14 protein-coding genes are annotated in these 13665 nt (G+C 68.9%); 9 read left to right on the top strand and 5 right to left on the bottom strand.

Features of this window, described 5'->3' with window-relative positions:
* Window position 1: 1 nt before the first annotated feature.
* The gene (locus AC6IW9_RS08625; RefSeq protein ID WP_497771449.1) at window positions 2-973 is read left to right on the top strand and encodes a glycoside hydrolase family 25 protein; all 972 of its coding nucleotides are present in this window, start codon (window positions 2-4) and stop codon (window positions 971-973) included.
* Window positions 974-1125: 152 nt separating this feature from the next.
* Window positions 1126-1314, top strand: a complete 189-nt coding sequence (gene rpmF, locus AC6IW9_RS08620; RefSeq protein WP_003609948.1) for a 50S ribosomal protein L32 — start codon at window positions 1126-1128, stop codon at window positions 1312-1314.
* Window positions 1315-1428: 114 nt separating this feature from the next.
* Here rpmF and AC6IW9_RS08615 read toward each other — a convergent pair whose 3' ends face one another.
* Window positions 1429-2217 carry an SDR family NAD(P)-dependent oxidoreductase gene (locus tag AC6IW9_RS08615; RefSeq protein ID WP_497771443.1) on the bottom strand — a complete coding sequence of 263 codons (789 nt, stop codon included), beginning with the start codon at window positions 2215-2217 and terminating at the stop codon, window positions 1429-1431.
* 1 nt (window position 2218) lies between these two features.
* On the bottom strand, window positions 2219-2707 hold the full coding sequence (locus AC6IW9_RS08610; protein ID WP_497771440.1) for a tellurite resistance TerB family protein: 489 nt from the start codon (window positions 2705-2707) through the stop codon (window positions 2219-2221).
* Between the two features lie 178 nt (window positions 2708-2885).
* Between AC6IW9_RS08610 and AC6IW9_RS08605 the strand changes: the two genes are divergently transcribed.
* The 6 genes from AC6IW9_RS08605 to AC6IW9_RS08580 all read left to right on the top strand — a co-directional run bounded on the left by AC6IW9_RS08605 (window position 2886) and on the right by AC6IW9_RS08580 (window position 10231).
* On the top strand, window positions 2886-4133 hold the full coding sequence (locus tag AC6IW9_RS08605) for an NAD(P)/FAD-dependent oxidoreductase (RefSeq protein WP_497771437.1): 1248 nt from the start codon (window positions 2886-2888) through the stop codon (window positions 4131-4133).
* Window positions 4134-4300: 167 nt separating this feature from the next.
* A complete protein-coding gene (locus tag AC6IW9_RS08600; protein WP_497771434.1) occupies window positions 4301-5020 on the top strand; it encodes a response regulator in 720 nt (239 codons plus the stop codon).
* On the top strand, window positions 5017-6456 hold the full coding sequence (locus AC6IW9_RS08595) for an ATP-binding protein (RefSeq protein ID WP_497771431.1): 1440 nt from the start codon (window positions 5017-5019) through the stop codon (window positions 6454-6456). The genes AC6IW9_RS08600 and AC6IW9_RS08595 overlap by 4 nt, the downstream gene beginning before the upstream one ends.
* A gap of 278 nt (window positions 6457-6734) precedes the next feature.
* Entirely contained in the window at window positions 6735-8336 is a 1602-nt protein-coding gene (locus AC6IW9_RS08590) for a glycosyltransferase family 4 protein (protein ID WP_497771429.1), read from the top strand.
* Between the two features lie 91 nt (window positions 8337-8427).
* The gene (locus AC6IW9_RS08585; RefSeq protein ID WP_497771427.1) at window positions 8428-9753 is read left to right on the top strand and encodes an MFS transporter; all 1326 of its coding nucleotides are present in this window, start codon (window positions 8428-8430) and stop codon (window positions 9751-9753) included.
* Between the two features lie 127 nt (window positions 9754-9880).
* The gene (locus tag AC6IW9_RS08580; protein WP_497771424.1) at window positions 9881-10231 is read left to right on the top strand and encodes a RidA family protein; all 351 of its coding nucleotides are present in this window, start codon (window positions 9881-9883) and stop codon (window positions 10229-10231) included.
* Here AC6IW9_RS08580 and AC6IW9_RS08575 read toward each other — a convergent pair.
* Window positions 10215-10997 carry a HesA/MoeB/ThiF family protein gene (locus AC6IW9_RS08575; RefSeq protein WP_497771422.1) on the bottom strand — a complete coding sequence of 261 codons (783 nt, stop codon included), beginning with the start codon at window positions 10995-10997 and terminating at the stop codon, window positions 10215-10217. The genes AC6IW9_RS08580 and AC6IW9_RS08575 overlap by 17 nt on opposite strands.
* A 129-nt stretch (window positions 10998-11126) precedes the next feature.
* Between AC6IW9_RS08575 and AC6IW9_RS08570 the strand changes: the two genes are divergently transcribed.
* On the top strand, window positions 11127-11753 hold the full coding sequence (locus tag AC6IW9_RS08570; protein ID WP_497771419.1) for a hypothetical protein: 627 nt from the start codon (window positions 11127-11129) through the stop codon (window positions 11751-11753).
* Here AC6IW9_RS08570 and AC6IW9_RS08565 read toward each other — a convergent pair.
* Both AC6IW9_RS08565 and AC6IW9_RS08560 read right to left on the bottom strand, forming a co-directional pair.
* Window positions 11703-12791 (bottom strand): glycosyltransferase family 4 protein, encoded by a 1089-nt coding sequence (locus tag AC6IW9_RS08565; RefSeq protein ID WP_497771416.1) that lies wholly within the window; start codon window positions 12789-12791, stop codon window positions 11703-11705. The two genes, AC6IW9_RS08570 and AC6IW9_RS08565, sit on opposite strands and share 51 nt — an antisense overlap.
* Window positions 12791-13624 (bottom strand): UDP-2,3-diacylglucosamine diphosphatase, encoded by an 834-nt coding sequence (locus AC6IW9_RS08560; protein ID WP_497771413.1) that lies wholly within the window; start codon window positions 13622-13624, stop codon window positions 12791-12793. The genes AC6IW9_RS08565 and AC6IW9_RS08560 overlap by 1 nt, the downstream gene beginning before the upstream one ends.
* Window positions 13625-13665 lie beyond the last annotated feature (41 nt).

Raw genomic sequence — 13665 nt, 5'->3', positions numbered from 1 at the left:
GATGCGTCCCTACCGCCTCATCCTGGCGGCGCCCGCCGCCGCCCTTCTCGCGACCGTGCTCTCCGGCTGCGGCGGCGCGCTCGATCCGACCGCCACGCACAGGCCGCGTTTCGCCACCAGTTCGCCGCCGATCCTCAACAAGCGCAAGGATCCGAGCTGGCTCGCCTATGCGGTGCCCGAGTCAGAGCTCCACGCCTATCCGGCGACGCGCAGCGCCGAATATGCGGTCCATGGCGTGGACGTGTCGAAATATCAGGGCGATGTCGACTGGCAGGCGGTGAAGAACGCCGGCGTCTCCTTCGCCTTCATCAAGGCGACGGAAGGCGGCGACGCGCTCGATTCGAAATTCTACCGTAACTGGACGGGGGCCAAGGCCGCCGGCGTTCCGCGCGGCGCCTATCATTTCGTCTATTGGTGCCGCCCGCCGCACCAGGAGACGGCTTTCTTCAAATCCGTCGTGCCCAATGAGCCCGACGCTCTGCCGCCGGTGCTGGACGTCGAGGCGACGCCGACCTCGAGGACTTGCAAGCGCACGCTCTATCGCGAGGAGGTGCTGCGCGACATGCGCGTCATGCTCGAGGACATGGAGCGGCACTATGGCAAGAAACCGATCATCTACAGCTCGGTCGACTTCTATCAGGCGATCCTGCATTCGGGCGCCCTGTCGGACTATCCGATCTGGGTGCGCTCGACGAAATATCATCCGACGGTGCGCTACGGCGACCGCAAATGGACCTTCTGGCAATACCGCTCCGATGGAAATGTGCCGGGCATAACCGGCGCGGTGGACCAGAACGCCTTCCACGGCAGCCATGCGCAGTGGAAGGAATGGCTCGCCTCGGTCACCGGCCTGCAGGCGGCGCCGGTCGCGGCGGCGCGGCCGATCGACGACCGCAGCGCGGGCGGACTGATCGAGGACGATCCGGCCATGGCGCCTCCGGCAGGCGTCATGCTCTCCTCCGGCTCGCAATGAGCAGCGGCCGAAGTCCCGGCTGCGATCGTAGGCGGAGGCCGGGCGCGCGTTTCCATTCCGGGGCGAGGGTAGCCAGGCGCGCGGTTTTGGTGTATGCGCCCCGCACGAGTTTTCGCCCGCCTCGGCGCGGGGAGCCGGAGATCGAAAAAACCATGGCCGTTCCGAAGAGAAAAACCTCGCCGATGAAGCGCGGGTTCCGCCGCTCCGCCGACGCCGTCAAGGCGCCGACCTATGTCGAGGACAAGGATTCGGGCGAACTGCGCCGTCCGCACCATATCGACCTGAAGACCGGCATGTATCGCGGCCGGCAGGTGCTGAAGGTCAAGGCTCAGGAAGCCTGATTCCGCCATCCATCATTGCGAGCCGCAGGCGAAGCAATCCAAGCCGCGGGGCGGCTCCGAGATTGCTTCGTCGCTACGCTCCTCGCAATGACTCCGCGCCCGCGTTCGCGGTTTTCAGCGCGCCCGCTGCGCCCGCGCCAGCAGCGGCAGCAGCAGGGCGCGCGGCGCCGCCCGGCCCACGAGCACGAAGAACTTGTTCACGAACCCCGGCACGACCACGCGCCGGCCGGCCGCCAGCGCCTCATAGCCCTGGCGCGCGACCTCGCCCGCCGGCAGCAGCGCGGGCCGCATCGCCGCCATTTCGCCCTTGAAATCGAAGCCGGCGCGCGCCTGGAAGCCGGTGCGCACCGGGCCGGGGCAGAGCGCGGTGACGCGAACGCCCGCGTCCTTCAGCTCTTCGGCCAGGGCCTCGCTGAAGGAGCGGACATAGGCCTTGCTGGCGTAATAGACGGCGAAGCCCGGCCCCGGCATGAAGGAAGCGACCGAGGCGACGTTCAATATGCCGCCGCGCGCCGCGACGATGGACGGCAGAAAGCGCAGGGTGAGCGCCGTCAGCGCGCGAATATTGAGATCGACGCTCGCCAGCTGCTCCGCCGGATCGAGATCCGCGGCGCGGCCGATGAGCCCGAAGCCCGCATTATTGACGAGAAACTCGGCCGAGCGTCCCGCCTGCGCGAGCGCAGCCTCGAGCCGCTCGCCCGCCCCTTCGGCGCAGAGGTCGAGCGCGGCGACGAGCGGCGGCTCGCCGCCCGCGGCGACGATCTCGGCCGCGAGGGCCTCGAGACGGTCGCCGCGCCGCGCGACCAAAGTCACATGATGGCCCTTGCGGGCGAAGATGCGGGCGAGCTCGAGGCCGATGCCGTCCGAAGCGCCGGTCACGATCGCCGTCTTGTTCTCGCTCAATCTATCCTCCCCAAGGCCCGGGGGGCTGGATCGGCCGGGCTGCGTCCTTGGCCGCCTGCCGCAGCGCCACCCGGTCGCGCGTCGAGACGCCGAGCAGCTCGGCGACTCGCCAGATCACATTTTCCTCGAATTCGTGAATCTCGCCATCGGCATAAGCCATTTCCCACAGCATGGAGATGACCGCGCGGCGGCCCTCCTCGTCCAGCGTGCGTTTCAGCACGCTGGTGAAGCGATAGAGATCGACGGCTTCTCGCTCGCTCTCCGCGGCGGCGGCGATGAGTGCGCCGGCAGAGGCGGCGTCGAGCTCGAAACGCGCCTCGACGAGCCGCTGGAGCAGCCGCTTCTCGCCGGCGTCATAGACGCCGTCGACCGAAGCAAGATGCACCAGCAGAGCCGCGGCGGCGAGCCGATAGTCGGACGCTTCGAAAGGACGGGGTCGAGACGGCGCGCCGGAGATTTCGTCGAGGAAGGCGCGAAGGGCGTCGAGCATCGGGGCTCCCGTGGTCGAGGACGAGACTTCCGTATAAGGCCGCCTGCCGCATATGCCTAGGGACACGCCGACGCGCGGCCGGCCGGATTATTGCTGCGCATGAACCTGCGCCCGCGCTGGCGTTTCCGGCGCGCCGCGGCCATATTCCAAGCCTATTCCGCTTCTTCGGAGAATTCTCATGCAGCAGACCGCCGACGTCGCCGTGCTCGGAGCCGGAATGGTCGGGGTTTCGGCCGCCCTCCATCTGCAGGCGCGCGGTCGCGACACGGCGCTCGTCGACCGGCACGGGGCCGCGGGGCTCGAGACGAGCTTCGGCAATGCGGGGCTCATTGAGCGCGCCTCCATATTTCCCTATCTCTTTCCGCGCGATCTCGGCGATCTCTTCCGCTATGCGCTCAATCTCTCGCCTCAGGCGCATTATCATTTCTCCGCCCTGCCCGGCATCGCGCCCTGGCTGTGGCGCTACTTCGCGGAGAGCGCGCCCGAGCGGGCCGAGCGCCACGCGCGCGACGCCCTGCCGCTCGTCGAGCGCTGCCTCGAGGAGCACGACGCGCTGATCCAGCTGTCGGGCGCCGGCGACATCGTGCGGCGCATCGGCTGGATCAAGCTCTACCGCAGCGAGAAGACGCTCGCCAAAGGGATCGCCGACGCCGAGACGCTGCGCAGCTTCGCGCTGCGCATCGAAGCGCTCGACGCCGCAGCCCTGGCGGCGCTGGAGCCCGACCTCTCGCCGGTGAAAGGCGCGGTGCATTTCCTCGACACCGCCTCTGTGGCCGATCCGAGCGCGGTGGCGCAGTCCTATGCGGATCTGTTCGAGAGGCGCGGCGGCCGCTTCCTCGCCGGAGACGTGCGCGGCCTGCAGCAGACGCGCGACGGGCGTTGGAGCGTGCCGACGCATGATGGCGCGTTGATCGCGCGCGACCTCGTGGTCGCGCTCGGCCCCTGGTCGGACCAGATTTTCCGTCCGCTCGGCTATGACCTGCCCTTCGCCGTCAAGCGCGGCTATCACATGCATTATGGCGTCGCGAATGGCGCGCGCCTCACGCATCCCGTGCTCGACGCGGATAATGGCTATGTGCTCGCGCCGATGACGCGCGGCGTGCGGCTGACGACGGGCGCCGAATTCGCCCGCCGCGACGCGCCGCCGACCCCCGTGCAGGTGGACCGCGACGAGGCGCTGGCGCGGACGCTGTTTCCGCTCGCCGAGCGGCTCGATCCGAAACCCTGGATGGGCTGCCGGCCCTGCTTCCCGGACATGCTGCCGGTGATCGGCAAGGCGCCGCGGCACCAGGGGCTCTGGTTCGACTTCGGCCACCAGCACCATGGCTTCACCCTGGGGCCGGTGAGCGGAAGGCTGCTCGCCGAGATGATGACCGGCGAGGAGCCCTTCACCGATCCGACGCCGTACAGGGTGGAGAGATTTTGAACGCATTCGCTTCGCGCATCTCGAAATCCGCGGGCGATCGTCCCTCGCCTGCCGGTCGTTCGCGCCGCCTCGCGCTCCGCAATTCGAGACGCTGCGGAAACAATCAGGACAAATTTGCCCACTAGATTTCGTCCGACGCGGAACGCGCCGCGTGGGATGCGGGAAAAGTGACGAAGACCGACGCCATTCTGCTCGTCGAGGACGACGCCGAGATCGGCGAGCTGATCGTTCGCTATTTCGCGACGCATCAGATCGAGGCGACGGTCGTCCCCGACGGCCGCGCGATGGACGCGGCGCTCGCGGCGCGCGATTTCGATCTCATGATCCTCGATCTCAATCTGCCGGGCGAGGACGGCCTCTCCATCTGCCGCCGGCTGCGCGACGGGCGCAATCCGCCCATCATCATCGTCACCGCCCAGGGCGAGGACGTCGACCGCATCATCGGTCTCGAAATGGGCGCCGACGACTATATGGTCAAACCGTTCAATCCGCGCGAACTGCTCGCGCGCGTGCGCTCGGTGCTGCGCCGCTCCCGCGCCGCCGTCCAGACAACAGAGGCCGCGGGCGGCCGCTTCTATCGGTTCGACGGCTGGCGCGTCGACGTCATGGCGCATCAGGTCACCGCGCCGACGGGCGTGAAGATCGCGCTGACCGGAGCGGAGTTCGACCTGCTCTATGCGCTCTGCGAGCGGCCCAATCGCGTGCTGACGCGCGACCAGCTCATCGACCTGACTCACGGGTCCACGGCGAGCCCCTTCCAGCGCAGCATCGACGTGCTCATCAGCCGGCTGCGGCAGAAGCTGGAGAACGATCCGAAAAATCCCAAGCTGATCCAGACCGTGCGCTCGGAGGGCTATCTGTTCGCCCCCCAGGTGACCCGCGCGTGAGACGCTTCTGGCGGCGGCTGCGGCCCGACCATCTCGCGGGCCAGATCGCTCTTCTGGTCCTCGTCTCGATCGCGCTGTTTCATCTCGCGGCGACGATCGCCTTCAATCTCCTCGATCGGAATGAGGGCGCGCGCGCCGCAGCGCGGTGGGAGCAGGCGGCCGGGGTTGCTTCGGCGATCGATTTCGCGCCGGTCGCCGACCGCGGGCAGCTTCTCGCCGAGGTGTCGCGCGCGAGCCGGCTTCTGCGTTTCGCGCTGCACGACGAACGTCCGCCGGTCGCCGTGGGCGCGATCCCCGAAGCGCAGCTCGCCGATCTGCGGGCGCATCTCTGGCCGCAGGCCGAGCTCTTCGCGACGGCGCCCGCCGGCCGAGCCGTCGCGGTCGCCCTGCGCAAAGGCGGCTATCTCACCATCGCTGTCGCGCCGCCGGGATGGGGCGGACCTGGACCTGGCCTCGGACCGGGGCCGCGCGTGGGCGCGCCGCCCTATGGCGCGCCTCCCGGCGGCGGACCGCCCCCGCCGGGACCGCGCGGGCCGCCCCCCGGCAATGCGACCATGCTTCCCCCTCCCGGCGTCTGGGTCGCCTCGGGACTGTTCTTTCTGCTCTGCGCGGCGATCCTGACCGTCTGGGCGTCCGGCGCGGTCGTCGCGCCACTCGTGGAGCTCGCCCGCCGGGCCGAAAAATTTCCGGCCGAAGCGGGCGAACGCGAGCTCCTCGCCGAGAAGGGGCCGCAGGAGGTGCGCGACCTCACGCGGGCGCTCAACCGCATGCAGGATCGCCTCTTTTCGATGATCTCCGCGCGGTCGCACGCGCTCGCCGCGATCAGCCATGATCTGCGCACCATCATTACCCGGATGCGCCTCAGATCCGAGTTCATCGAAGACGAGGCGTTGCGCGCCAAGATGCTGCACGACGCCGAGCTCATGGATTCGATGCTCTGCAAGAATCTGGTCTATCTGCGAAACGACGGCCGGCGTCCCGCGCAGGGCGTCGTCGATCTCGACAGCGTTCTGCAGACCGTCGCCGACCAGTTCGCCGACGTCGGCCGCGAGGTCGCTTATGAGAACGGCGGCGGGCGGATGGTCAGGGGTTCTGTGACCGACCTCCAGCGCATCTTCGCCAATCTGATAGAGAACGCGGCCGCCCATGGCCAGCAGATCATCGTCTCCGTCGACCGGCCCTCGCCGGGGATCGTGCGGGTCGACGTGGCCGACGACGGGCCGGGGATCGCCGCCGAGGACAAGGAGAAGGTGCTGGAGCCCTTCGTGCGCGGCCGGCCGGCGCGCAACATGAACGAGCATGGCGGCTTCGGCCTCGGCCTCTCCATCGTGCGCGCATTGCTCGAGGAGGCGGGCGGCGCGCTGGAGCTGATCGATCGCGAGCCGCATGGTCTGATCGCGCGCGTCACGCTGCTTTCGGCGGGCGAAGCGCAGTAGAAGACGGCCGGCTGACGGTTTGCGTCGCCGAGGCCGGAAAGGGATTCCGCGCGCAGAGGGAAGCGGCCGGACGCCGGCCGACATTGCGTCGCCGCGCGCGCTCGAGGATGAGGCGCGCGGCTCGACCGTCGCCTCCGGCGCCGCTCGTTCCCGTTGCGGAAACATCAGCGACAAATCAGACGACATTCGGACATCCCGGCCGGAGAAAAACGAGGCTCCACAAAGGCCGTGCGGCGTTCCCGGCGGCTTTTGCAGCTCGAGACTTCCGGGGAAGACGCATGGACCTTTCCGCCCGCATGGCTGCTCCTTCGGCGTTCGAGGCCCGCCACGACGGGCAATGGCTCTGCGCCGCCGAGCTCCCTGCGGAACCAGAGCGCCGATCGGTCCCGGCGGAGAATGCGCGCCGCACCGTCACGCCTGTGCGGCCATCGAGCTTGCGCGAGCGCGAGACCGCGCCGCCCCTGTCCGCCGAGGATCGCTCCGCGCTCGCGGCGCGCATCCGGCTCCTCGAGCATCAGCTCGGTTATCTGCGCGCCGAAATGCTCCATCTCGTTCATGCGCGCGATCTCATGACCTATTCGGTCGCCGGGCATATTTATCGACCTCTGCGCCGCATCGAAGCACGGATCGTCGAGCTGTTCCATGCGTTGCGCGGCGCGCTGCGTCGCGCCCGGCCCTCGGTCGCCGCCGCGCCGCCGCCTGTCGCGGCGGCGCGGAGAACTTGCGCGATCGTCCGGAAGGTCGCCGCGCGCCGTCTGCTCGTCGACGTCACCGCCACTGCGAGATATGACGGCAACACCGGCATCCAGCGGGTGGTGAAGAAGGTGACGCAAGCGCTGTATCGCGACGGCGGGGGAGCCATTCCCGCGGTCGCCGTGCGCTGCGAAGGCGGACGCCTCCTCACCTGCCGGCGCTTCGTCGCCGCGCTCTGCGGCGGCGCGGCCGGCGCGGACGAGGAAGTCGCCATCGAGCCGGGCGACCGCTTCCTCACCCTCGCCGACACATGGAACGTGCTCGACGATTATGCCGACGTCTTCGACCGCATCCACGAGGGCGGCGGCGCCGTCGTCTCCTGCGTCTTCGACCTCATTCCGGCGCTGCATCCTTTCGCCTGCCACGAGACGACGGCGCCGCGCTACGAGGCCTGGCTCGCCCGCGCGCTCATCGAGAGCGACGCCTTCATCGCCATCTCGCGCACGGTCGCGCAGGAGCTCGCCGATCATGTCGAGAGGCGCGGGCTGCCGCATCGGCGCGGGCTGAAGATCGGCTGGTTCCCGCTCGGCTCGGACATTTCCTCCGGTTCCGCGGCGCCGCGCGAAAAGATCGCCGCCGCCGTCGGCTGTGCGCCTCTGTTCCTCTGCGTCGGGACGATCGAGCCGCGCAAGGGGCAGAGGGTGGCGCTGCGCGCCTTCGAGGCGCTGTGGCGCGCGGGGCGCGACGTGCGGCTCGTCTTCGTCGGGCGGCGCGGCTGGTATGAGGAGGCGGTCTGCGCCGAGATCGCCGGCCATGCGGAGTTCGGGCGCTGGCTGTTCTGGTTCGATGACGCCGGCGACGACGACCTCGCTTTCCTCTACGATCATGCGGCGGCGGCGCTGGCGCCGTCCTTCGCGGAGGGTTTCGGCCTGCCGATCGCGGAGGCGGCGCGGCGCGGCCGGACGACGATCTGCAGCGACATTCCGGTGTTTCGCGAGGTGGGGGGCGCGGGGGCGCTCTATTTCGCGGTCAATGACCCGCAGGCGCTGGCGGAGCGCGTCGCCGATCTGCTGGACGGGCGCGCGAGCGGCGACCCGGGCGCGATCAGCCGCTCCTCCTGGTCCGAGGCCGCAAGACGCATCGTCGACGTCATCGCCCGAGACGACTGGACCCACACCCTTCCCTGATCCATAGCGCCGATGATGGCGAACGGTTTGCGTCGCGAGCGCCGCTGCTTCATAGTCTCCGCTATGGAGTCTCGAGGCGGAACGGGGACGATTGCACGCGCGCGGCGATGAAATCGGAGGCGCCCGCGAAAGCCTCGCCGATACGGCGCGGCGGCTGCGAGCGATCCTCGTCGGCTCGCTCGGCAATCTGGTCGAATGGTACGACTTCTACGTCTATTCCGCCTTCTCGCTCTATTTCGCCCAATCCTTCTTTCCCGGCGACGATCCGCTGGCGCAGATGCTGTCGGCGGCGGGCGTCTTCGCGCTCGGCTTCTTCATGCGGCCGGTCGGCGGCGCGCTGTTCGGCGAGATCGGCGACCGCTATGGCCGACGCCGCGCGCTGACGCTCTCCGTCCTGCTGATGTGCCTCGGCTCGCTGATCGTCGCGGCGACGCCGACCCATGCCGCCATCGGCGAGACGGCGCCGGCGCTCCTGTTGTTCGCACGGCTGCTGCAGGGGCTGAGCCTCGGCGGCGAATATGGATCGAGCGCGACCTATCTCAGCGAAATGGCCGAGCCCGGCCGGCGCGGCTTCTATTCGAGCTTTCAATATGTGACGCTGATCGGGGGCCAGCTGCTGGCGCTGCTCGTTCTGCTCGCGCTGCAGAGCTTCGTCTTCACGCCACAGGAGCTCGGCGCCTATGGCTGGCGCATTCCTTTCGCGATCGGCGCCGCGCTGGCGCTCTTCGCCTTCGTGATGCGCCGCGATCTCGACGAGACGGAGGCATTCGCCGCGGCGAAGAGGCGAAAGCGCCGCAGCGCGCTCGCCCAGCTCGCGGCGTTTCCGCGCGAGGCTCTGACGGTCGTCGGGCTCACCATGGGCGGCACGCTCGCCTTCTATGTCTACACGACCTACGTGCAGAAATTCTTGAAGCTGTCGGCGGGGCTGACCGACGCGCAGACGACATGGGTCAGCGCCGGCTCGCTCCTCTTCGCAATGTGCCTGCAGCCGGCCTATGGCGCGCTGTCGGACCGCATCGGCCGGCGCCCGCTGCTGCTCGCCTTCGGCGTGCTCGGCACATTGTTCACGGTTCCGCTGATGACGGCGCTGCATGACGCGCGCGATCCCTGGACCGCCTTCGCGCTCGTCTGCGCCGGCTGGCTCGTCGTCGGCGCCTATACGTCGATCAACGCCGTGGTGAAGGCGGAGCTCTTTCCCGCCGCGGTGCGCGTGACCGGCGTCGCCGTTCCTTATGCGATCGCCGTGTCGGTCTTCGGCGGATCGGCGGAATATGTGGCGCTCTGGTTCAAGAACGCCGGCAATGAGAGCGGCTTCTACTGGTATGCGACCGCGGTGATCTTCTGCTCGTTGCTGGTCTATGCGGGCATGGCGGACACGAAGAAGACCTCGCGTCTGGACGCGGATCGATCCTCTTGAGTCCGCCGCGGGTCCGGTCCGGGGAGTTTCCGCCGACCCCGCGTGGCGCGGGCGCGACGGCGAAGCGCCCTTGCTCGGAACGCCGCCCCGGCCTATGCCTCCCGCGGATCGAACGAATGGAGCGAGAATGTCCATCAAGCGGATCGGCGCCGGAGCGCGCATGAGCAAGGCCGTCGTCCATGGCGGCGTGATCTACACGGCCGGCCAGGTGGCCGAGGCGGCCAAGGGCGGCTCCGTCGCCGAGCAGACGCGCGAGATTCTCGGCCTCGTCGATACAATTCTGAACGAAGCCGGCAGCGAGAAGGCCAAGATTCTCTCGGCCACGATCTATCTCGCCGACATCGCGACCTTCGCCGAGATGAATTCGGTCTGGGACGCCTGGGTCGACAAGAACGCTCCGCCCGCGCGCGCCACCGTCGAGGCGAGGCTCGTCGCGCCGGCCTATAAGGTCGAGATCGCGGTCATCGCGGCGCTGTGACGCCCGAGAGCGGATTGTCCGGATCATAGGCGTAGCGCAAGGTTTCGAAGCGCATCATGCGCGCGTCGACGAGCAGCAGCCGCCCGACGAGCCCCTCGCCGAATCCCACGATCTCGCGAATGACCTCCAGAGCCATCATGGCGCCGACGATTCCGGTGAGCGCGCCGAGCACGCCCGCCTCCTCGCAGCTCGGCACGGCGCCCGGCGGCGGCGGCGCGGGAAACAGGCAGCGATAGGTGGGATTTGGCGTTCCGTCGGCGCCGGCCTCGAAGGGACGCAAAGTGGTCAGGGAGGCGTCGAAGCCGCCGACCGCTGCGGTGACGAGCGGCTTCTTCTCGTGGAAGCATGCGTCCGAGACGACATAGCGCGTCGCGAAATTGTCGGAGCCGTCGGCGACGATGTCATAGTCGGCGACGAGGGCGCGCGCGTCGTGCTGTGTCACGCGCAGCGCATGCGGCTCGACGAGGACATTGGGATTGAGCCGCTCCAGCGCGTCCTGCGCGCTCTCCACCTTGAGGCGGCCGACATCCATCGATCCATGGATCACCTGCCGCTGCAGATTGGACAGCGAGACCTCGTCGTCGTCCGCGACGCCCAGCACGCCGACGCCGGCCGCGGCGAGATATTGCAGCAGCGGCGCGCCGAGCCCGCCGGCGCCGATGACGAGCACGCGCGCCGCCTTCAGCCGCTGCTGGCCCGGCCCGCCCACGTCGCGCAGCACGATATGTCGCGCGTAGCGCTCGATCTCCTCCGCCGAAAAACTCATTGCTCCGCTCCTTTCCTCCGGCGACGGCGCAGTCCCGCCGATTTTGCGCGAATAAGGCTTGCATAAGACGCGATCCGCGCCTTTGCTGAGCGGGCGCCGATTCGCAGCGCCGGCTTCGCGAGGACAGTCATGAACCTACCGGCTCCGCCCACCGGGCTCTACCCGGAAGATTATGACAGAATCGAAGCCGCGGTGATGGAGACCGTGCGCGGGCGCTGGTTTCTGCTCGAATATGCGAGGCGCCAGCGGGCCGCGGAGACCGAGCGGCTCGTGCAGGCGGTCGACCGGCTGGAGCGTTACGTCGCCGCGCGCGTCGAAGACCGGCAGGCGGCGCCTGCGGCCGAGCCGGGCGGCGACTGGCGCTTGCCGCAACGCCTCGCGGAACGGGCGCGTGAATTCGCGCAGACCCTGCGCGCCGGCGGACTCGACGGAAAATTCTGCGCGCAGGCGGATGCGCTGGCGGAGCAATTCGCCGCTTACGCCGCAGCCGCGTCGCGCGAGGAGACGCCGGTCCCCGCAAATCCGGAGATCGAGACCGCTGCTCGCGCGGAGGAGCATTTCGTCATCGCCGAAGACGCCGCGCGCGACGAGGCCGAATGGTCCGAGGATTTCGCCGCCGAGGCGCGTGCGACGGGGACTCTACAGCCGCAGGCGGAAGAAGTCCGGGCCGATGTGATCGTCCTCGACCCGCGCCTTGCGGCGCTGTCACGGCTTGATCATCTCTCCCCGCACGAAAAGCTTCGGCTGTTCGGCTGAGGCCGTCTTGCCGGGGGCGGCCGCCTGGAGCTCCGCCTCGCCGGCCTGGTGCGCGGCGGCGACATTGTCGAGGAACTGGCGCGCGCTCGCTTCCCAGGTGAAGGTCAGCGCATGTTCGCGAGGAACGGAGCGCGGCGCCTGCGCCGCCGCGAGACAGGCCGCCTGGAGATCCTCGCTCAGCACCCCGGCGCCACTGCCGACGACATCGAGCGGGCCGGCGACCGGAAAGGCCGCCACCGGCAGGCCGCAGGCCATCGCCTCGAGCAGCACCATTCCAAAAGTGTCGGTGCGGCTCGGGAATACGAAGACGTCGGAGCTCGCATAGACCATCGCCAGCTCCGCGCCGGTCTTCATGCCAACGAAGCGCGCCGCCGGAAAGGCCGCCTCGAGGGCGGCGCGCGCGGGCCCGTCGCCGACGACCAGCTTCGTCCCCGGCAGGTCGAGCGAGAGAAAGGCCTCGACATTCTTCTCCACGGCGAGACGCCCGGCGTAGAGAAAGATCGGCCGCGGCAGGCCGAGATCGGCCGCGGCGGCGGGATTGAACAGCTCGTGGTCGACGCCGCGCGACCAGCGCATCAGCCGGCGGAAGCCGCGTCCCGCGAGCTCCTGCGCCAGCGTCTGCGTCGAGACCATGGTCCCCGAGCCGCTGTTGTGGAAGCGGCGCAGCAGCGCATAGGTCACGCCGACGGGCAGGCGGGAGCGGGCGTGAATATATTCGGGGAAGCGCGTGTGATAGCTGGTGGTGAAGCGGCGGCCCTCGCGCCGGCAGCAGGCGCGCGTCGCGAGCCCGACCGGCCCCTCGGTCGCGATATGGACATGCTCATAGCCTTGCGCGAGGCGGCGCGCCACCGCGCCCGGCCACGCCAGAGCGAGCCGGATCTCGGGATAGGTCGGCATCGGAAACGAGGCGAAATCCTGCGGCGTCAGGAATTCGATCGTCGCTCCGAGCGCGCTCGCCGCGCCCGCCATCGCCTCGAGGGAACGCACGACGCCATTGACTTGCGGACGCCACGCGTCCGTCGCGATCAGAATTCGCATCAGGCGGCGGCCCTCGCCGGCGCGGCCACATTCGCGTCTTCCGCCGCGGCGTGCTGCTCCCGCGCCGTCTTCTGCCAGTGGATGATCTCGAAGCTTCCGTCCGAATGCTCGGCCACAGCGGTGCAGCTCTCGACGAAATCGCCCGTGTTGACATAGAGCGTGTCGCCGATCCGGCGGATCGTCGCGTGATGGATATGGCCGCAGACGACGCCGTCGACCCCGCGCCGCGCCGCCTCCGTGGCCAGCGTCTCCTCGAAATCGCCGATGAAGTTCACCGCTTTCTTGACCTTCAGTTTCGCCCAGGCCGAGAAGGACCAGTAGCCGACGCCGAACAGGCGGCGGATGCGATTGTTCCAGATGTTGAGGAACAGCGCCAGCTCATAGGCCCAATCGCCCAGGAAAGCGAGCCAGCGGGCGTGGCGCACGACGATGTCGAACTGATCGCCATGGATGACGAGCATCTTCTTGCCGTCGGCGGTCTCGTGAATATCGGTCTCGGTCACCTCGACGCCGCCGAACACCATGCCCGCATAGTCGCGGGCGAACTCGTCATGATTGCCGGGCACATAGACGACGCGCGCGCCCTTGCGCGCCTTGCGCAGCAGCTTCTGCACCACGTCGTTGTGCGACTGCGGCCAATACCAGCCGTTCTTCAGCCGCCAGCCGTCGACGATGTCGCCGACGAGATAGATCGTGTCGGCGTCGTGATGCTTGAGGAAGTCGAGCAGAAGCTCGGCCTGCAGCCCGCGCGTGCCGAGGTGGAGGTCCGACAGGAACAAGGTCCGGAAGCGCCGGGCTTCTCGGGAGTCGGCCGATGGATCCGTTGCGGTCATTTCGACGCGTCGCCTCTTCTGATGCCGCCCTTCGCCGCCGC

It is taken from the genome of Methylosinus sp. shoA (assembly GCF_059718125.1).
This window is presented reverse-complemented; position numbering and strand designations above follow the sequence as displayed.